Source organism: Aquamicrobium sp. NLF2-7 (assembly GCF_022359935.1).
GTDB lineage: Bacteria > Pseudomonadota > Alphaproteobacteria > Rhizobiales > Rhizobiaceae > Mesorhizobium > Mesorhizobium lusatiense.
The window spans coordinates 396,877-414,835 of sequence record NZ_JAKSED010000001.1; the positions used below are offsets into that span (position 1 = coordinate 396,877).

The 17,959-nt window shown below is 60.2% G+C and carries 24 protein-coding genes; 23 read left to right on the forward strand and 1 reads right to left on the reverse strand.

The features are described from left to right. Positions 1-104: 104 nt before the first annotated feature. Positions 105-4,301, forward strand: coding sequence for a DNA-directed RNA polymerase subunit beta' (gene rpoC, locus MIC97_RS01940; RefSeq protein WP_239798638.1), 4,197 nt, complete (start codon positions 105-107; stop codon positions 4,299-4,301). A gap of 128 nt (positions 4,302-4,429) precedes the next feature. Here rpoC and MIC97_RS01945 read toward each other — a convergent pair whose 3' ends face one another. After that, on the reverse strand, positions 4,430-4,723 hold the full coding sequence (locus MIC97_RS01945; protein ID WP_239798639.1) for a transcriptional regulator: 294 nt from the start codon (positions 4,721-4,723) through the stop codon (positions 4,430-4,432). 463 nt (positions 4,724-5,186) lie between these two features. On the opposite strand from MIC97_RS01945, the gene rpsL reads away from it, so the two are divergent. The 22 genes from rpsL (at position 5,187) to rplR (ending at position 17,856) form a co-directional block, all read left to right on the forward strand. Continuing rightward, positions 5,187-5,558 carry a 30S ribosomal protein S12 gene (rpsL, locus tag MIC97_RS01950; protein ID WP_035033399.1) on the forward strand — a complete coding sequence of 124 codons (372 nt, stop codon included), beginning with the start codon at positions 5,187-5,189 and terminating at the stop codon, positions 5,556-5,558. Between the two features lie 59 nt (positions 5,559-5,617). After that, positions 5,618-6,088 (forward strand): 30S ribosomal protein S7, encoded by a 471-nt coding sequence (gene rpsG / locus MIC97_RS01955; protein WP_183829739.1) that lies wholly within the window; start codon positions 5,618-5,620, stop codon positions 6,086-6,088. Between the two features lie 30 nt (positions 6,089-6,118). Continuing rightward, positions 6,119-8,209 carry an elongation factor G gene (fusA, locus tag MIC97_RS01960; protein WP_239798640.1) on the forward strand — a complete coding sequence of 697 codons (2,091 nt, stop codon included), beginning with the start codon at positions 6,119-6,121 and terminating at the stop codon, positions 8,207-8,209. Between the two features lie 66 nt (positions 8,210-8,275). Further along, positions 8,276-9,451 carry an elongation factor Tu gene (tuf, locus tag MIC97_RS01965; RefSeq protein ID WP_183829707.1) on the forward strand — a complete coding sequence of 392 codons (1,176 nt, stop codon included), beginning with the start codon at positions 8,276-8,278 and terminating at the stop codon, positions 9,449-9,451. Positions 9,452-9,517: 66 nt separating this feature from the next. After that, a complete protein-coding gene (gene rpsJ / locus MIC97_RS01970) occupies positions 9,518-9,826 on the forward strand; it encodes a 30S ribosomal protein S10 (RefSeq protein WP_006205468.1) in 309 nt (102 codons plus the stop codon). Positions 9,827-9,885: 59 nt separating this feature from the next. After that, complete coding sequence (gene rplC / locus MIC97_RS01975; protein WP_183829747.1) at positions 9,886-10,611, forward strand: 50S ribosomal protein L3; 726 nt, start codon at positions 9,886-9,888, stop codon at positions 10,609-10,611. Beyond that, the gene (gene rplD / locus MIC97_RS01980; protein ID WP_239798641.1) at positions 10,611-11,231 is read left to right on the forward strand and encodes a 50S ribosomal protein L4; all 621 of its coding nucleotides are present in this window, start codon (positions 10,611-10,613) and stop codon (positions 11,229-11,231) included. The genes rplC and rplD overlap by 1 nt, the downstream gene beginning before the upstream one ends. Continuing rightward, entirely contained in the window at positions 11,228-11,521 is a 294-nt protein-coding gene (locus MIC97_RS01985; protein ID WP_183829753.1) for a 50S ribosomal protein L23, read from the forward strand. Before rplD ends, MIC97_RS01985 begins: the two co-directional genes overlap by 4 nt. Positions 11,522-11,543: 22 nt before the next feature. After that, entirely contained in the window at positions 11,544-12,377 is an 834-nt protein-coding gene (gene rplB, locus MIC97_RS01990; protein WP_183829755.1) for a 50S ribosomal protein L2, read from the forward strand. A 16-nt stretch (positions 12,378-12,393) separates the two neighbouring features. After that, positions 12,394-12,672, forward strand: coding sequence for a 30S ribosomal protein S19 (rpsS, locus tag MIC97_RS01995; RefSeq protein WP_183829758.1), 279 nt, complete (start codon positions 12,394-12,396; stop codon positions 12,670-12,672). A gap of 2 nt (positions 12,673-12,674) precedes the next feature. Next, on the forward strand, positions 12,675-13,064 hold the full coding sequence (gene rplV / locus MIC97_RS02000; RefSeq protein ID WP_183829761.1) for a 50S ribosomal protein L22: 390 nt from the start codon (positions 12,675-12,677) through the stop codon (positions 13,062-13,064). Beyond that, on the forward strand, positions 13,064-13,789 hold the full coding sequence (rpsC, locus tag MIC97_RS02005; RefSeq protein ID WP_239798642.1) for a 30S ribosomal protein S3: 726 nt from the start codon (positions 13,064-13,066) through the stop codon (positions 13,787-13,789). The genes rplV and rpsC overlap by 1 nt, the downstream gene beginning before the upstream one ends. A 25-nt stretch (positions 13,790-13,814) precedes the next feature. Beyond that, positions 13,815-14,228, forward strand: coding sequence for a 50S ribosomal protein L16 (rplP, locus tag MIC97_RS02010; protein ID WP_183829768.1), 414 nt, complete (start codon positions 13,815-13,817; stop codon positions 14,226-14,228). A gap of 12 nt (positions 14,229-14,240) precedes the next feature. Continuing rightward, positions 14,241-14,441 (forward strand): 50S ribosomal protein L29, encoded by a 201-nt coding sequence (gene rpmC, locus MIC97_RS02015; protein ID WP_183829771.1) that lies wholly within the window; start codon positions 14,241-14,243, stop codon positions 14,439-14,441. A gap of 10 nt (positions 14,442-14,451) precedes the next feature. Then, complete coding sequence (rpsQ, locus tag MIC97_RS02020; protein WP_183829774.1) at positions 14,452-14,691, forward strand: 30S ribosomal protein S17; 240 nt, start codon at positions 14,452-14,454, stop codon at positions 14,689-14,691. 76 nt (positions 14,692-14,767) lie between these two features. Then, positions 14,768-15,136: a 50S ribosomal protein L14 gene (gene rplN, locus MIC97_RS02025; protein WP_024924768.1), complete on the forward strand. Its 369-nt coding sequence runs from the start codon at positions 14,768-14,770 to the stop codon at positions 15,134-15,136. A 12-nt stretch (positions 15,137-15,148) separates the two neighbouring features. Then, positions 15,149-15,463 carry a 50S ribosomal protein L24 gene (gene rplX, locus MIC97_RS02030; RefSeq protein ID WP_183829777.1) on the forward strand — a complete coding sequence of 105 codons (315 nt, stop codon included), beginning with the start codon at positions 15,149-15,151 and terminating at the stop codon, positions 15,461-15,463. Next, positions 15,456-16,028 carry a 50S ribosomal protein L5 gene (gene rplE / locus MIC97_RS02035; RefSeq protein WP_183829779.1) on the forward strand — a complete coding sequence of 191 codons (573 nt, stop codon included), beginning with the start codon at positions 15,456-15,458 and terminating at the stop codon, positions 16,026-16,028. Before rplX ends, rplE begins: the two co-directional genes overlap by 8 nt. A gap of 27 nt (positions 16,029-16,055) precedes the next feature. After that, positions 16,056-16,361 carry a 30S ribosomal protein S14 gene (rpsN, locus tag MIC97_RS02040; RefSeq protein ID WP_183829783.1) on the forward strand — a complete coding sequence of 102 codons (306 nt, stop codon included), beginning with the start codon at positions 16,056-16,058 and terminating at the stop codon, positions 16,359-16,361. 12 nt (positions 16,362-16,373) lie between these two features. Next, positions 16,374-16,772 (forward strand): 30S ribosomal protein S8, encoded by a 399-nt coding sequence (gene rpsH, locus MIC97_RS02045; protein WP_183829786.1) that lies wholly within the window; start codon positions 16,374-16,376, stop codon positions 16,770-16,772. A gap of 86 nt (positions 16,773-16,858) precedes the next feature. Beyond that, on the forward strand, positions 16,859-17,392 hold the full coding sequence (gene rplF / locus MIC97_RS02050) for a 50S ribosomal protein L6 (RefSeq protein WP_239798643.1): 534 nt from the start codon (positions 16,859-16,861) through the stop codon (positions 17,390-17,392). Positions 17,393-17,496: 104 nt separating this feature from the next. After that, on the forward strand, positions 17,497-17,856 hold the full coding sequence (gene rplR, locus MIC97_RS02055) for a 50S ribosomal protein L18 (RefSeq protein ID WP_239798644.1): 360 nt from the start codon (positions 17,497-17,499) through the stop codon (positions 17,854-17,856). Positions 17,857-17,959: the final 103 nt, after the last annotated feature.

A 17,959-nucleotide genomic window follows, 5' to 3' on the forward strand; every position in this document is an offset into this window, starting at 1 on the left:
CCTCAACGGCCATGTGAAATTTTCCGGCTGAGGCCGGTTCTCGCGGGTTTTCCCCGCACGAAAACGAAATTGGGGTATTCGAGGACCCCGCAAAGGAGAATGGCATGAACCAAGAGGTCATGAATCTCTTCAACCCGCAGGCCCCTGCGCAGGTGTTCGATTCCATCCGGATCTCGCTCGCCAGCCCGGAGAAGATCCTGTCGTGGTCCTTCGGTGAGATCAAGAAGCCGGAGACGATCAACTACCGTACGTTCAAGCCCGAGCGTGATGGCCTGTTCTGCGCGCGCATCTTTGGCCCGATCAAGGACTATGAGTGCCTGTGCGGCAAGTACAAGCGCATGAAGTACAAGGGCGTCATCTGCGAGAAGTGCGGCGTCGAAGTCACGCTGTCGCGCGTTCGCCGCGAGCGCATGGGCCATATCGAGCTGGCCGCTCCGGTCGCGCACATCTGGTTCCTCAAGTCGCTGCCGAGCCGCATCGGCACGCTGCTCGACATGACGCTCAAGGACATCGAGCGCGTTCTCTATTTCGAGAACTACATCGTCACCGAGCCGGGCCTCACCGCGCTGAAGGAAAACCAGCTTCTCTCCGAAGAAGAGTACATGCTGGCCGTCGACGAGTATGGCGAGGACAGCTTCACCGCCATGATCGGCGCGGAAGCCATTCATGAGCTTCTGTCGTCCATGGACCTGGAGAAGATCGCGGGCGACCTGCGTTCGGATCTCGCGTCCACGACCTCGGAGCTGAAGCAGAAGAAGCTGCTCAAGCGCCTCAAGGTGGTCGAGAACTTCATGGAATCCGGCAACCGTCCGGAATGGATGATCATGAAGGTCGTGCCGGTGATCCCGCCGGATCTGCGCCCGCTGGTTCCGCTGGACGGCGGTCGTTTCGCGACCTCCGACCTGAACGACCTCTATCGTCGTGTCATCAACCGTAACAACCGCCTGAAGCGCCTGATCGAGCTTCGTGCGCCCGGCATCATCGTGCGCAACGAAAAGCGCATGCTGCAGGAAGCCGTTGACGCCCTGTTCGACAACGGCCGCCGCGGCCGTGTCATCACCGGCGCCAACAAGCGTCCGCTGAAGTCGCTGTCCGACATGCTCAAGGGCAAGCAGGGCCGCTTCCGTCAGAACCTGCTCGGCAAGCGCGTCGACTACTCCGGCCGTTCGGTCATCGTGACCGGTCCTGAGCTGAAGCTGCATCAGTGCGGCCTGCCGAAGAAGATGGCTCTGGAGCTGTTCAAGCCGTTCATCTATGCACGCCTCGATGCCAAGGGTTTCTCCTCGACCGTGAAGCAGGCGAAGAAGCTGGTCGAGAAGGAGCGTCCGGAGGTCTGGGATATCCTTGATGAGGTTATCCGCGAACACCCGGTGCTTCTGAACCGTGCTCCGACGCTGCACCGCCTCGGCATTCAGGCGTTCGAGCCGACGCTGATCGAAGGCAAGGCGATCCAGCTTCACCCGCTGGTCTGTACTGCGTTCAACGCCGACTTCGACGGCGACCAGATGGCCGTGCACGTTCCGCTTTCGCTGGAAGCGCAGCTTGAAGCCCGCGTGCTGATGATGTCCACGAACAACATCCTGCATCCGGCTTCCGGTGCGCCGATCATCGTGCCGTCGCAGGACATGGTTCTCGGCCTCTACTACCTGTCGATCATGAACCAGAACGAGCCGGGCGAGGGCATGGCGTTCGCCGATATGGGCGAGATGCAGCATGCGCTCGAAACCCGGGCCGTTACGCTTCATGCCAAGATCAAGGGCCGCTTCCGCACCGTGGACGCGGAAGGTAAGGAAGTTTCGAAGATCTACGAAACCACCCCCGGCCGCATGATCATCGGCGAGTTGCTGCCGAAGAACGTCAATGTGCCGTTCGACATCGCCAATCAGGAGATGACCAAGAAGAACATCTCCAAGATGATCGATACCGTCTACCGCCACTGCGGTCAGAAGGAGACGGTCATTTTCTGTGACCGCATCATGCAGCTCGGCTTTGCCCATGCCTGCCGCGCCGGCATTTCGTTCGGCAAGGACGACATGGTCATCCCCGACACCAAGGCCAAGCTGGTGGCTGACACCGAAGCGCTCGCCAAGGAATATGAGCAGCAGTACAATGACGGCCTGATCACTCAGGGCGAGAAGTACAACAAGGTGGTCGATGCCTGGGCCAAGTGCTCGGAAAAGGTCGCCGAGGAAATGATGGGCCGCATCAAGGCGGTCGAGTTCGACGACAGTGGTCGCCAGAAGCCGATGAACTCGATCTACATGATGTCGCACTCCGGCGCGCGTGGCTCGCCCACGCAGATGCGTCAGCTTGCCGGTATGCGCGGCCTGATGGCCAAGCCGTCGGGCGAAATCATCGAGACCCCGATCATCTCCAACTTCAAGGAAGGTCTCACCGTTCTCGAGTACTTCAACTCGACGCACGGTGCTCGTAAGGGTCTCGCCGACACGGCTCTGAAGACGGCGAACTCGGGTTACCTGACCCGTCGTCTTGTCGACGTGGCGCAGGACTGCATCGTCAACTCTATCGACTGCGGCACCGACAAGGGTCTCACCATGCAGCCGATCGTCGATGCCGGCCAGGTTGTGGCTTCGATCGGCCAGCGCGTGCTGGGGCGCACCGCGCTGGACGACATCCTGCATCCGGTTTCCGGCGAGGTGCTGGTGAAGGCCGGCACGCTCATGGACGAGCGCGATGTCGAGCTCATCGAGAAGGCCGGCGTTCAGTCCGTCCGCATCCGCTCGGCGCTCACCTGTGAAGTGCGCACCGGCGTCTGCGCGGTCTGCTACGGCCGTGACCTTGCCCGTGGTACGCCGGTCAACATCGGCGAGGCTGTCGGCGTCATCGCCGCTCAGTCGATCGGCGAGCCGGGCACGCAGCTCACCATGCGTACCTTCCACATGGGCGGTACGGCGCAGGTGGTGGACAGCTCGTTCCTCGAAGCCTCCTATGAGGGCACCGTCGCGATCCGCAACCGCAATGTGGTGCGCAACTCCGACGGTCATCTCGTGGTGATGGGCCGCAACATGGCGATCCTGATCCTCGACGAGGCTGGCAAGGAACGCGCCACGCACCGCGTCACCTACGGGTCGCGTATCTTCGTCGATGACGGCGATACGGTGAAGCGTGGTCAGCGTGTGGCCGAGTGGGATCCCTACACCCGTCCGGTTCTCACCGAGGTCGAGGGTCGCGTCGTGTTCGAGGATCTGGTCGACGGTATTTCGGTCAGGGAAACCGCCGACGAGTCGACTGGCATCACCAAGCGCGAGGTCATCGACTGGCGTTCGACGCCGCGTGGTACGGACCTCAAGCCGGCGATCGTCATTCAGGACTCCAAGGGCAAGGTCGCCAAGCTGTCCAAGGGCGGCGATGCACGCTTCCTGCTTTCGGTCGAGGCCATTCTCTCGGTCGAGCCTGGTGCGCTGGTCCGTCCGGGTGACGTGCTGGCCCGTGTGCCGATGGAAAGCGCCAAGACCAAGGACATCACCGGTGGTCTGCCGCGCGTTGCGGAACTGTTCGAGGCCCGTCGTCCGAAGGACCACGCCATCATCGCGGAGATCGATGGCACGATCCGCTTCGGTCGCGACTACAAGAACAAGCGCCGCATCATCATCGAGCCGCAGGATTCGACGCTGGAGCCGATGGAATACCTGATCCCGAAGGGCAAGCCGTTCCACCTTCAGGACGGCGACGCGATCGAGAAGGGCGATTACATCCTCGACGGCAATCCGGCGCCGCACGACATTCTGGCAATCCGCGGTGTCGAAGCGCTCGCTTCGTATCTCGTCAACGAGATCCAGGAAGTCTACCGCTTGCAGGGCGTGCCGATCAACGACAAGCACATCGAGGTGATCGTTCGCCAGATGCTGCAGAAGGTGGAAATCACCGAGCAGGGCGACTCGACCTATATCGCTGGCGACCATGTCGACGTGATCGAGCTGGACGAGGTCAACGACCGTCTGATCGAGGAAGGCAAGAAGCCTGCCGAAGGTCAGCCCGTGCTGCTCGGCATCACCAAGGCCTCGCTGCAGACGCCGTCCTTCATCTCGGCAGCGTCGTTCCAGGAGACCACGCGCGTTCTCACCGAGGCGGCGGTTGCAGGCAAGACCGACATGCTGCAGGGCCTCAAGGAGAACGTCATCGTGGGCCGCCTGATCCCGGCCGGTACCGGTGGGCAGATGAGCCAGATCCGCCGCATCGCCACTTCGCGCGACGAGCTGATCCTCGACGAGCGCCGCAAGGCTTCGGGCGCGGAAACGGCCGAGCCGATGCTGGTCGACATGACCACGCCCGCCGAGTAAGTCTCGCAACAGGTCTTACAGAAACAAAAGGCCGCCGGAGCGATCCGGCGGCCTTTCTTTTTGTCGTGCCCGGAAAGCCGGCCAGTGCTCGATCAGGGCAGGGTGGCCGTCTGGAGTTGCGGGGCAGCTTAATCCGGTTCGTCAAACGTGATGACGGAGACCTCGCCCTCAAGCGCTCCCTGATAGGCTGAAATATGGGGTTCGTCGTCCGGCTCGCCCTGCATGTCGCCGATCTGGTCGAGTTCGGCTTCTGCGTAGCCTTCTGCCGCAAGTGATTCCAGTGCCTTGCGGACAGCCGTATCGTCGTCGGGCGCAACCAGCATCACGTGAACGCCTTCGGCCTTACCGCCCTTACGCCGCCAGACCCGGCCGGTGATGATGGTGACGGCCCGTTCTGAGTCGTCAGTATCGTTGTCGTTCATGGCTGATTCCCGAATTGTTCGTGGATTATCACTGTCATGAGTCGCAGAACACTTGAAGGGACCTTGCTTGGCACTGAAAACGCGACCACATTATGCGCAATCGCATATCCGCCGGGACAGAAAATTACCAGCAGCGCTCAAAACAGCGCGTTTGCAGGGTTTCGGCGCAGAATATGGCGTCACGGGGTTGACGAAACCGGGTGTTGCGGGTAGAAGCCGCCCAGTCTGAACCGATGTGAGACTTTCCTTTTCGAAGCGACGCGCTTCGGAGTTAGCCTCAAACAGGGTTCGTTTTACGAGCGAAAAGACATTTCCGTCACGCATGAAGCGGTAACGCTTCCTCTGCTTTTTGTTCGGGCAGCACCGCGAAGCGCGGTTTGTGGCCCGAATTTGCGTATGGAAACGGTCCTTGAGACTGCCCTGACTGGGTTTGAGACACGGAATTGAGAGACAAGAGGGTTTAATGCCTACCGTCAACCAGCTGATCCGCAAGCCGCGCAAGGCGCCGGCAGTGCGCAACAAAGTCCCGGCCATGCAGCAGAACCCGCAGAAGCGCGGCGTCTGCACTCGCGTCTACACGACGACCCCGAAGAAGCCGAACTCTGCTCTGCGCAAGGTTGCGAAGATCCGCCTGACCAATGGCTTTGAAGTCATCGGTTACATCCCGGGTGAGGGGCACAACCTCCAGGAGCACTCCGTGGTCATGATCCGTGGCGGCCGCGTCAAGGATCTTCCCGGTGTGCGCTATCACATCATTCGTGGCGTGCTCGATACGCAGGGTGTTAAGAACCGCAAGCAGCGTCGCTCCAAGTACGGCGCCAAGCGTCCGAAGTAAGTTTGCGGCTTCGGCGCTTCTTTTTTTAAGGCGCCGCGCGAGAGAAGAGAGACAAGAGCATGTCCCGTCGTCACAGTGCAGATAAGCGTGAGATCAACCCGGATCCGAAGTTCGGCGATCTGGTCATCACCAAGTTCATGAATGCCGTCATGTATGATGGCAAGAAGTCGGTCGCCGAAGGCATCGTCTATGGTGCGCTCGATCAGGTTCAGAGCAAGACCAAGCAGGAGCCGGTTTCGGTCTTCCATCAGGCGCTCGACAATGTCGCGCCGCATGTGGAAGTCCGTTCGCGCCGCGTTGGTGGTGCAACCTATCAGGTTCCCGTCGATGTTCGCCCCGAGCGTCGTCAGGCTCTGGCCATCCGCTGGCTGATCTCTGCCGCCCGCAATCGCAACGAGACCACCATGATCGATCGTCTTTCGGGCGAGCTGATGGATGCTGCGAACAACCGCGGTACTGCCGTCAAGAAGCGTGAAGACACCCACAAGATGGCGGAAGCCAACCGCGCCTTCGCGCACTACCGCTGGTAAAGCGCGAAAGAAGAGTAAGAGGCACCTCCCATGGCCCGCGAATTTCCCATCCACGACTATCGTAACTTCGGCATCATGGCTCACATCGATGCTGGCAAGACGACGACGACCGAGCGTATCCTTTATTACACCGGCAAGAACCACAAGATGGGCGAGACGCATGATGGCGCTTCGACCATGGACTGGATGGAGCAGGAGCAGGAACGCGGCATCACCATCACCTCGGCTGCCACGACCACGTCGTGGAAGGGCCGTGATGGCAAGGATCGTCGTTTCAACATCATCGACACTCCCGGCCACGTCGACTTCACGATTGAAGTCGAGCGTTCGCTGCGCGTCCTCGATGGTGCCATCACCCTGCTGGACTCCAATGCCGGCGTTGAGCCGCAGACCGAGACCGTCTGGCGTCAGGCTGAGAAGTATGACGTTCCGCGGATGATCTTCTGCAACAAGATGGACAAGATCGGCGCGGACTTCTACCGCTGCCTCGACATGATCAAGTCGCGTCTTGGTGCTGTTCCGCTGGCCATGCAACTCCCCATCGGCGCTGAGAGCGATTTCAAGGGCGTCATCGACCTGCTCGAGATGAAGGCTCTCATCTGGCATGATGAAGCTCTGGGCGCCCAGTGGGACGTCGTTGAGATTCCTGCTGATCTGCAGGCTAAGGCTGAAGAATATCGTGAGAAGCTCATCGAAACCGCCGTCGAAATGGACGACGATGCGATGAACGCCTATCTCGAGGGCAATGTTCCTTCCGTCGACGAGCTCCGCGAGCTCATCCGCAAGGGCACCATCGAGGTCAAGTTCCATCCGGTATTCTGCGGTACGGCGTTCAAGAACAAGGGCGTTCAGCCTCTGCTCGACGCCGTGATCGACTACCTGCCGGCTCCGGATGAAATCCCGGCCATCAAGGGCATCGACGCCAAGACCGAAGCTGAGATCGTTCGTCATTCGACCGACGACGAGCCTCTGTCCATGCTGGCGTTCAAGATCATGAACGATCCCTTCGTTGGTTCGCTGACCTTCGCTCGCATCTATTCCGGCAAGCTCACCAAGGGCATGTCGGTTGAGAACACCGTCAAGGGCAAGAAAGAGCGCGTCGGCCGCATGCTGCAGATGCACTCCAACTCGCGTGCGGACATCGAAGAGGCCTTCGCTGGCGACATCGTTGCTCTGGCCGGCCTCAAGGAAACCACCACTGGCGACACGCTGTGTGATCCGCTGGCTCCGGTCATCCTTGAGCGCATGGAGTTCCCCGAGCCGGTCATCCAGATCGCCATCGAGCCGAAGACCAAGGCTGACCAGGAAAAGATGGGCCTCGCGCTGCATCGCCTCGCCGCCGAGGATCCTTCCTTCCGCGTCAAGACCGACGAGGAAAGCGGCCAGACCATCATCGCCGGCATGGGCGAGCTTCATCTCGACATCATCGTCGACCGCATGAAGCGCGAGTTCAAGGTCGAGGCCAACGTCGGTGCGCCGCAGGTTGCCTATCGTGAGACGATTACCCGCACTCACGAGCAGGACTACACCCACAAGAAGCAGACCGGTGGTACGGGTCAGTTCGCCCGCGTCAAGGTTGTCTTCGAGCCGAACACCGAGAGCGAGGAATACTCCTTCGAGTCCAAGATCGTCGGCGGCGCCGTTCCGAAGGAATACATCCCCGGCGTTCAGAAGGGTATCGAAAGCGTTCTGTCTTCCGGTCCGTTCGCCGGCTTCCCGATGATCAGCGTCAAGGCGACGCTTATCGATGGCGCCTTCCACGATGTCGACTCGTCGGTTCTGGCGTTCGAAATCGCTTCCCGTGCCTGCTTCCGCGAAGCTGCTCCGAAGCTCGGTGTGCAGCTGCTCGAGCCGGTCATGAAGGTCGAAGTCGTGACCCCGGAAGAGTATGTGGGCAACATCATCGGCGACCTGAACAGCCGTCGTGGTCAGATCCAGGGGCAGGAAGCCCGCGGCATCGCCGTGGTCATCAACGCCATGGTTCCGCTGGCCAACATGTTCAAGTACGTAGATACGCTGCGCTCGATGTCTCAGGGCCGTGCCCAGTACACCATGCAGTTCGACCACTACGAAGCGGTCCCGACTGCTGTGGCTCAGGAAGTCCAGAAGAAATACGCGTAATCCCACACGGGTTGCATTGTAACTTAATTCAACGCCCCGGTGGGCAAGCAGGAATGGAGATCTCACATGGCAAAAGGTAAATTCGAGCGCAATAAGCCTCATGTGAACATTGGCACGATTGGTCACGTTGACCATGGCAAGACGTCGACGACGGCTGCGATCACGAAGTATTTCGGTGATTTCAAGGCTTATGACCAGATTGACAACGCTCCTGAAGAGAAGGCGCGCGGCATCACGATTGCGACGTCGCACGTTGAGTACGAGACGGATGCGCGTCACTACGCCCACGTCGACTGCCCCGGCCACGCCGACTATGTGAAGAACATGATCACGGGTGCTGCGCAGATGGACGGCGCGATCTTGGTTGTTTCGGCTGCCGACGGCCCGATGCCGCAGACGCGCGAGCACATCCTGCTTGCCCGTCAGGTTGGCGTTCCGGCGATCGTGGTGTTCCTGAACAAGGTGGACCAGGTTGACGATCCGGAGCTTCTGGAGCTGGTCGAGCTGGAAGTCCGCGAGCTTCTGTCGGCTTACGAGTTCCCGGGCGACGACATTCCGATCGTTCCGGGCTCGGCGCTTGCTGCCCTTGAGGACTCGAACAAGGAGATCGGCGAGGACGCGATCCGCAAGCTGATGGCTGCGGTTGACGAATACATCCCGACGCCTGAGCGTCCGGTTGACCAGCCGTTCCTGATGCCGATCGAAGACGTGTTCTCGATCTCGGGCCGTGGCACGGTGGTGACCGGTCGCGTCGAGCGCGGCATCGTCAAGGTTGGCGAGGAACTCGAGATCGTGGGCATCCGTCCGACGACGAAGACGACCTGCACGGGCGTCGAGATGTTCCGCAAGCTGCTCGACCAGGGCCAGGCCGGCGACAACATCGGTGCGCTGCTGCGCGGTGTTGACCGTGAAGGCGTGGAGCGTGGTCAGGTTCTGGCGAAGCCCGGTTCGGTGAAGCCGCACAAGAAGTTCAAGGCCGAGGCCTACATTCTGACGAAGGAAGAGGGTGGCCGTCATACGCCGTTCTTCACGAACTACCGTCCGCAGTTCTACTTCCGCACGACGGACGTGACGGGCATCGTGACGCTTCCCGAGGGCACCGAGATGGTGATGCCGGGCGACAACATCACGGTTGATGTTGAGCTGATCGTGCCGATCGCGATGGAAGAGCGCCTGCGCTTCGCCATCCGTGAAGGCGGCCGCACCGTCGGCGCCGGCATCGTCGCCGCAATCGTCGAATAAGAACAAACAATCGATCTGTCGCGGGCGGGTAAACGCCCGCGCCGCGCCAGAACAAGGAATAGACGAATGAACGGACAGAATATCCGCATACGCCTGAAAGCGTTTGACCATCGCGTGCTCGATGCTTCGACCAGGGAAATCGTTTCGACGGCAAAGCGCACTGGCGCCAATGTCCGCGGCCCGATCCCGCTTCCGACCCGCATCGAGAAGTTCACGGTCAACCGTTCGCCGCATGTGGACAAGAAGAGCCGCGAGCAGTTCGAGATGCGCACCCACAAGCGTCTTCTCGACATCGTGGACCCGACCCCGCAGACGGTTGACGCGCTCATGAAGCTCGATCTGGCCGCAGGTGTGGACGTCGAAATCAAGCTCTGAGAGCTTAAAACATGAGCTCAAAGGGGAAACCCTGAGCTCCTCTGAAGGAAAATGAACCGATGCGTTCAGGTGTAATTGCACAAAAGCTGGGAATGACCCGCATCTACAACGATGCCGGGGAGCATGTCCCTGTCACGGTTCTCCGCATGGAGAACTGCCAGGTCGTGGCGCAGCGCACGCAGGAGAAGAATGGCTACACGGCCGTTCAGCTCGGCGTCGGCCTCGCCAAGGTCAAGAACACGTCGAAGGCGATGCGTGGCCATTTCGCCACCGCCTCCGTGGAGCCCAAGGCCAAGCTGGCCGAGTTCCGCGTTTCTGACGACAACCTGCTCGACATCGGCGTCGAGATCACTGCCGACCATTTCGTCGCGGGCCAGAAGGTCGACGTGACCGGTACTTCGACCGGTAAGGGTTTCCAGGGCGTCATGAAGCGTCACAACTTCGGTGGTGGTCGCGCTACCCATGGTAACTCCGTGTCGCACCGCTCGCATGGTTCGACCGGCCAGCGCCAGGACCCCGGCAAGGTGTTCAAGGGCAAGAAGATGGCCGGCCACATGGGCGCTACCCGCGTCACCACGCAGAACGTCGAGGTCGTCTCGACCGATGTCGAGCGTGGCCTCATCCTGATCCGCGGCGCCGTTCCCGGCACCAAGGGTGCCTGGATTCTGGTGCGCGACGCCGTGAAGGCGGCGCTGCCCGAGAATGCGCCGAAGCCGGCGGCCTTCCGTGCCTCTGCCAAGGCAGCTGAAAAGACTGAAGCTCCGGCCAGCGAGGGAGCGGAATAATGGATATCAAGATCACAACGCTTGCCGGCCAGGATGCTGGCAAGGTTCAGCTCTCGGACGAGATCTTCGGTCTTGATCCGCGCGAGGACATTCTGCAGCGCGTCGTGCGCTGGCAGCTTGCCAAGAAGCAGCAGGGCACGCACAAGGCCAAGGGTCGTTCGGAAATCGCACGCACCGGCGCCAAGATGTACAAGCAGAAGGGTACGGGCCGCGCCCGTCACCATTCGGCACGTGCACCGCAGTTCCGTGGTGGTGGCAAGGCACACGGCCCGGTTGTCCGCAGCCACGAGCATGACCTTCCCAAGAAGGTTCGCGCTCTGGGTCTGAAGCATGCGCTCTCGGCCAAGGCCAAAGCATCCTCGATCATCGTCGTGGACGAGCTGAAGCTTGCTGAGGCCAAGACCAAGTCGCTGATTGCAAGCCTGCAGTCGCTGGGCCTCACCAACGCACTGGTGATCGGTGGTGCGGAACTGGACGCCAATTTCAAGCTGGCGGCGACCAACATCCCGAACATCGACGTGCTGCCGGTTCAGGGCATCAACGTCTACGATATTCTGCGCCGCGGCACGCTGGTCCTTTCGAAGGCCGCCGTCGAGGCTCTCGAGGAGCGCTTCAAATGACCGATCTCCGCCACTACGACGTGATCGTCTCGCCGGCGATCACCGAAAAGTCGACCATGGCATCCGAGCAGAACCAGGTTGTGTTCAACGTTGCCAAGAAGGCGACGAAGCCGGAAATCAAGGCTGCTGTCGAGGCGCTGTTCGGCGTCAAGGTTTCGGCAGTGAACACACTTGTCCGCAAGGGCAAGGTCAAGCGCTTCCGCGGCACGATTGGCCGTCAGGGCGACGTCAAGAAGGCGGTCGTCACCCTCGTCGACGGCCATTCCATCGACGTCGCGACCGGCCTGTGAGCGAAGCGGCGAGGATAAGAAAATGGCATTGAAACACTATAACCCGATCACGCCAGGCACCCGCCAGCTGGTCATCGTCGACCGCGCCGGTCTTCACAAGGGCAAGCCCGTCAAGGGCCTGACCGAAGGCCTGACCAAGTCGGGCGGCCGTAACAACGCCGGTCGCGTCACCGCGCGTTTCATCGGCGGCGGTCACAAGCGCACTTACCGCATCATCGACTTCAAGCGCCGCAAGCTTGACGTCGTGGGCACGGTGGAGCGTCTTGAGTACGATCCGAACCGCACGGCCTTCATCGCGCTGGTGAAGTACGAAGACGGCGAGCTGAACTACATCCTGGCTCCGCAGCGTCTTGCTGCCGGCGACAAGGTTGTGGCCGGCGAATCCGCCGACGTGAAGCCCGGCAATGCAATGCCGCTTTCGGCAATGCCGGTCGGAACGATCGTTCACAACATCGAGCTGAAGCCCGGCAAGGGCGGCCAGATTGCCCGTTCGGCGGGTGCATATGGTCAGCTCGTCGGTCGTGACCAGGGCATGGCGATCCTTCGCCTGAACTCGGGTGAGCAGCGCATCGTTCACGGCTCCTGCTTTGCCACGGTCGGCGCCGTTTCCAACCCGGAACACGCCAACATCAAGGACGGCAAGGCTGGCCGTACCCGTTGGCGCGGTAAGCGTCCGCATAACCGCGGCGTGACCATGAACCCGGTTGACCACCCGCACGGCGGTGGTGAGGGACGCACGTCGGGTGGCCGTCATCCTGTGACGCCATGGGGCAAGCCGACCAAGGGCAAGAAGACGCGGTCCAACAAGGCGACCGATAAGTTTATCGTTCGCTCGCGTCATCAGCGTAAGAGCTAAGAAGAGGTAAGCCCCTGTGACTCGTTCTGTTTGGAAAGGCCCTTTCATCGACGGCTACCTTCTGAAGAAGGCAGACAAGGTTCGTGAAAGCGGTCGCAATGAGGTGATCAAGATGTGGAGCCGTCGCTCCACCATCCTGCCGCAGTTCGTCGGCCTCACCTTCGGTGTATACAATGGTCAGAAGCATGTTCCCGTCTCGGTGAATGAGGACATGGTCGGCCACAAGTTCGGTGAATTTGCCCCGACCCGTACCTATTACGGTCATGGAGCGGACAAGAAGGCGAAGAGGAAGTAACGATGGGCAAGGCCAAAGCTCCGCGCAGGCTTGCTGACAACGAGGCACGTGCCGTTCTGCGCACGATCCGTGTCAGCCCGCAGAAGCTCAATCTGGTTGCCGCGCTCATCCGTGGCAAGAAGGTCCAGACTGCGCTGAACGATCTGGAATTCTCGCGCAAGCGTATTTCCGAAACAGTGAAGAAAACACTGGAATCGGCGATCGCAAACGCAGAGAACAACCATGATCTCGACGTTGATTCGCTGGTTGTGGCGGAAGCGTATGTTGGCAAGTCGATTGTCATGAAGCGCTTCCATGCCCGTGGCCGCGGTCGCGCCAGCCGGATCGAGAAGCCGTTTTCGCACCTCACGATCGTTGTTCGTGAAGTCGAAGAGAAAGGGGAGGCCGCATAATGGGCCAGAAAATCAATCCGATCGGTCTCCGCCTCGGCATCAACCGCACGTGGGACTCGCGCTGGTACGCGAACACCGGAGAGTACGGCAAGCTGCTGCATGAGGATCTGAAGATCCGCGCGTATCTGGAAAAGGAGCTGAAGCAGGCTGCCATTTCCAAGGTGGTGATCGAGCGTCCGCACAAGAAGTGCCGCGTGACCATCCACGCCGCTCGTCCGGGCCTGATCATCGGCAAGAAGGGTGCAGACATCGAGAAGCTTCGCAAGAAGCTGACCGAGATGACCCAGTCGGAAACGCACCTCAACATCGTTGAAGTGCGCAAGCCCGAGATCGACGCCACGCTGGTCGCGCAGTCCATCGCGCAGCAGCTCGAGCGCCGTATCGCTTTCCGCCGCGCCATGAAGCGTGCCGTTCAGTCGGCGATGCGTCTGGGCGCCGAGGGCATCCGCATCAACTGCGCGGGCCGTCTCGGCGGCGCCGAAATCGCTCGTATGGAGTGGTACCGCGAAGGTCGCGTTCCGCTGCACACGCTGCGCGCCGATGTGGATTACGGCACGGCCGAAGCCCAGACTGCCTATGGCATCTGCGGCGTGAAGGTGTGGGTATTCAAGGGCGAAATCCTCGAACATGATCCGATGGCTTCCGAGCTTCGGGCCACCGAGGGTGATGCCAACACTGGCGAGCGTAGCGATCGGGGCGGCCAGCGTCGTCGCGAGAACGCCTGACAATTGAGAATTTGGAGCAAGTAAGATGCTGCAGCCAAAGCGCACAAAGTTCCGCAAGCAGTTCAAGGGCCGTATCCACGGCACCGCCAAGGGCGGCACCGATCTGAATTTCGGTGGTTTCGGACTGAAGGCGCTGGAGCCGAACCGCGTCACCGCGCGTGAGATCGAGGCGGCCCGCCGCGCGATCACCCGTGAAATGAAGCGCGCCGGCCGCGTGTGGATCCGTATTTTCCCGGATCTTCCCGTGACGAGCAAGCCGACCGAAGTCCGTATGGGCAAGGGTAAGGGCTCGGTCGACTACTGGGCTTGCAGGGTCAAGCCGGGTCGCGTGATGTTCGAGATCGACGGCGTTCCGGAAGATGTCGCGCGTGAAGCGCTGCGTCTCGGTGCTGCCAAGCTTTCGGTGCGCACGCGCTTCGTGCAGCGCATTGCTGAATAAGGAAGAGCAGAGATGAAAGCTTCAGATATCCGCTCGAAGACGCAGGATCAGCTCTCTGACGAACTGGCTTCCCTGAAGAAGGAACAGTTCAACCTGCGCTTCCAGAAGGCCACCGGCCAGCTTGAGAAGACCGACCGCGTCAAGCAGGTCCGCAAGGACATCGCTCGCATCAAGACCATCGCCGCGGAGAAAACCGCGGCCAAGAAGGCATAAGGAAAAAACCATGCCGAAGCGTATTCTGCAGGGCGTCGTCGTCAGCGACAAGAATGACAAGACCGTCGTCGTGAAGGTGGAGCGTCGCTTCACCCATCCGGTGATGAAGAAGGTTGTGCGCATGTCGAAGAAGTACAAGGCGCACGATGAGAACAACGTCCACAAGGTTGGCGACAGCGTCCTGATCCAGGAATCGGCGCCGATCTCCAAGGACAAGCGCTGGGTTGTCGTGACCCAGGACCAGGCTTGATTGGGCGTTTAACGAATTTTGGACAGACCGGGGAGGGCAGGGCCTCTCCCAATAGAGAAGAAAAAGGCGGCCAGTCATGATTCAGATGCAAACAAACCTCGACGTGGCGGATAATTCCGGCGCACGTCGTGTCATGTGCATCAAGGTGCTGGGCGGTTCGAAGCGGAAGTATGCCTCCGTTGGCGACATCATCGTGGTGTCGATCAAGGAAGCCATTCCGCGCGGCCGCGTTAAGAAGGGTGATGTGATGAAGGCGGTCGTCGTTCGCACGGCCAAGGACATCCGTCGTCCGGACGGCAGCGTGATCCGGTTCGACAAGAACGCAGCGGTTCTGGTCGACAACAAGAAAGAGCCGGTCGGCACGCGTATCTTCGGGCCGGTTCCGCGCGAGCTTCGCGCGAAGAACCATATGAAGATCATTTCGCTCGCGCCTGAAGTGCTGTAAGGAGCCGCAATCATGCAAAAGATCCGTAAAGGCGACAAGGTTGTCGTCCTGGCCGGCAAGGATAAGGGCCGCTCCGGCGAAGTGCTTTCCGTGCAGCCAAAGGAAGACACCGCCATCGTGCGCGGTGTGAACCTCATTCGTCGCCACCAGAAGCAGACCCAGTCTCAGGAAGGCGGCATCATCACCAAGGAAGCGCCGATTCAACTGTCGAATCTCGCCATTGCCGACCCCAAGGATGGAAAGCCGACCCGCGTTGGCTTCCGTGTTGAGCAGGACGGCAAGAAGGTGCGCTTCGCCAAGCGCTCGGGAGAAACGATCAATGGCTAAGGCAGCACAGGCAGAAGCCAAGAACACGCCGCGCCTGAAGAAGGTCTACAAAGAGACCATCCGCAAGTCGCTGCAGGAGCAGTTCAACTACTCCAACGAAATGCAGGTTCCGCGCATCGAGAAGATCGTGCTGAACATGGGTGTCGGTGAAGCGACCGCAGATTCCAAGAAGCCTTCGGTGGCTGCTGAAGATCTTGGCCTCATCACCGGTCAGAAGGCCGTTGTAACCCGCGCACGCAAGTCGATCGCCGGTTTCAAGGTGCGTGAAAACATGCCGATCGGCGCGAAGGTGACCCTTCGCAACGAGAAGATGTATGAGTTCCTCGATCGTCTCGTGAACATTGCGCTGCCGCGCGTTCGCGACTTCCGTGGCCTCAATCCGAAGAGCTTTGATGGTCGTGGCAACTACGCCATGGGCCTCAAGGAGCACATCGTGTTCCCGGAGATCAACTACGACAAGGTTGATCAGATGTGGGGCATGGACATCATCGTTTGTACGACTGCGAAGACGGATGACGAAGCCCGGGCGCTGCTCAAGGCTTTCAACTTCCCCTTCCGCCAGTAACGGCAGCGAGAAAAGGAAAAATCTGAAATGGCAAAGACCAGCTCAGTCGAGAAGAACAACAGGCGCCGTAAGCTTGTCGATCAGTACGCAGCCAAGCGTAAGGCGCTGAAGGACATCGTGATGGATCAGTCGCTGCCGCTTGAGGAGCGTTTCCGCGCTCAGCTCAAGCTGTCGGCCCTGCCGCGCAACTCGGCCAAGATCCGCATTCGCAACCGTTGTGAAGTCACCGGCCGTCCGCGCGCCTATTATCGCAAACTCAAGGTTTCGCGTATCGCGCTGCGCGATCTGGGCAATACGGGCAAGATCCCGGGCCTGGTCAAGTCGAGCTGGTAAGGAGTAGACGAGATGTCCCTGAGCGATCCTCTCGGCGATATGCTGACCCGTATCCGTAATGCCTACGGCCGCAAGAAGAACACCGTTTCCACGCCCGCTTCGCGTCTGCGTGCCCGTGTTCTGGACGTGCTGAAGGCTGAAGGTTATATCCGTGATTACAGCCAGACCGACTTCGACAACGGCAAGTCCGAGATCGAGATCGAGCTGAAGTATTTCGACGGCTCCCCGGTGGTGCGCGAGATTTCCCGCGTCTCCAAGCCTGGCCGCCGCGTTTATGTTTCGGCCAAGTCGATCCCGCAGGTTGCCAACGGTCTTGGAATTGCCATCCTTTCGACGCCCAAGGGCGTGATGGCTGATCACGAGGCCCGTGAACAGAATGTTGGCGGAGAAGTTCTCTGCCAGGTGTTCTGATCAGGTAACCGTTCCCGATAGGAATTGCCGGTGAGTGCGTAACTCCCGGCAGGACCTGAAACAATTAGAGTGACGAGGACAATACCATGTCTCGTATTGGTAAGAAGCCCCTATCCGTCCCGCAGGGCGTGACCGCGACGATCGACGGTCAGACCGTTACGGCGAAGGGCCCGAAGGGCGAACTGCAGTTCGTCGTCAACGAAGAGGTTCTGGTCAAGCTGGACAACGGCGAGATCAGCGTCGAGCCGCGTGACCAGTCCAAGGACGCCCGCTCCAAGTGGGGCATGTCCCGTTCGCAGATCGAGAACATCCTGATCGGCGTCAAGGACGGCTTCGAGCGCAAGCTTGAAATTCAGGGCGTCGGCTATCGTGCCGCCATGCAGGGCAAGAATATCCAGCTTTCGCTGGGCTTCAGCCATGAAGTGGTGTACGAGGCCCCTGAAGGCATCACGCTTGCCTGCCCGAAGCCCACCGAAATCAGCATCACTGGTATCGACAAGCAGAAGGTTGGCCAGGTGGCTGCCGAGATCCGCGAATATCGCCAGCCGGAGCCTTACAAGGGCAAGGGCGTGCGCTATGCGGGCGAGAAGGTCTTCCGCAAGGAAGGCAAGAAGAAGTAATAACGTCAACGCCACGGGAAGGTGCTGCGGGAGACTGTCTGCTCTACCGCACATTCCGGTTTACCGGATAAGCAGCTCCCGTTTTACAAGGCAGGAAATACAAAATGTCGTCCAAGGAAACCACACAGCGCCGCGCCGCCCGTGTTCGCCGTCAGCTCAAGGCCGTTGCCAACGGTCGTCCGCGCCTGTCGGTTCACCGCACGTCGAAGAACATCTATGTTCAGCTCATCGACGACGCTCAGGGCCGCACGCTGGCTGCTGCTTCGACGCTGGAAAAGTCTTTCCGCGACTCGAAGAAGACCGGCGCCGACACCGCTGCTGCAGCGGAAGTGGGCAAGCTGATCGCCGAGCGTGCTGCCAAGGCAGGCGTGAAAGAAGTCGTTTTCGACCGTGGCGCCTACATCTACCATGGCCGCATCAAGGCTCTTGCCGATGCCGCCCGTGAGGGTGGACTGAGCTTCTAAGGCGTTTCGGACAAGTCAGCGACAGAAAATTGCTGACTTTTTCGTCCGGATCGTCCACAGGAGACGAAATTTCGCCGCCGGCATTCCAGAACAGGGGTGCCGG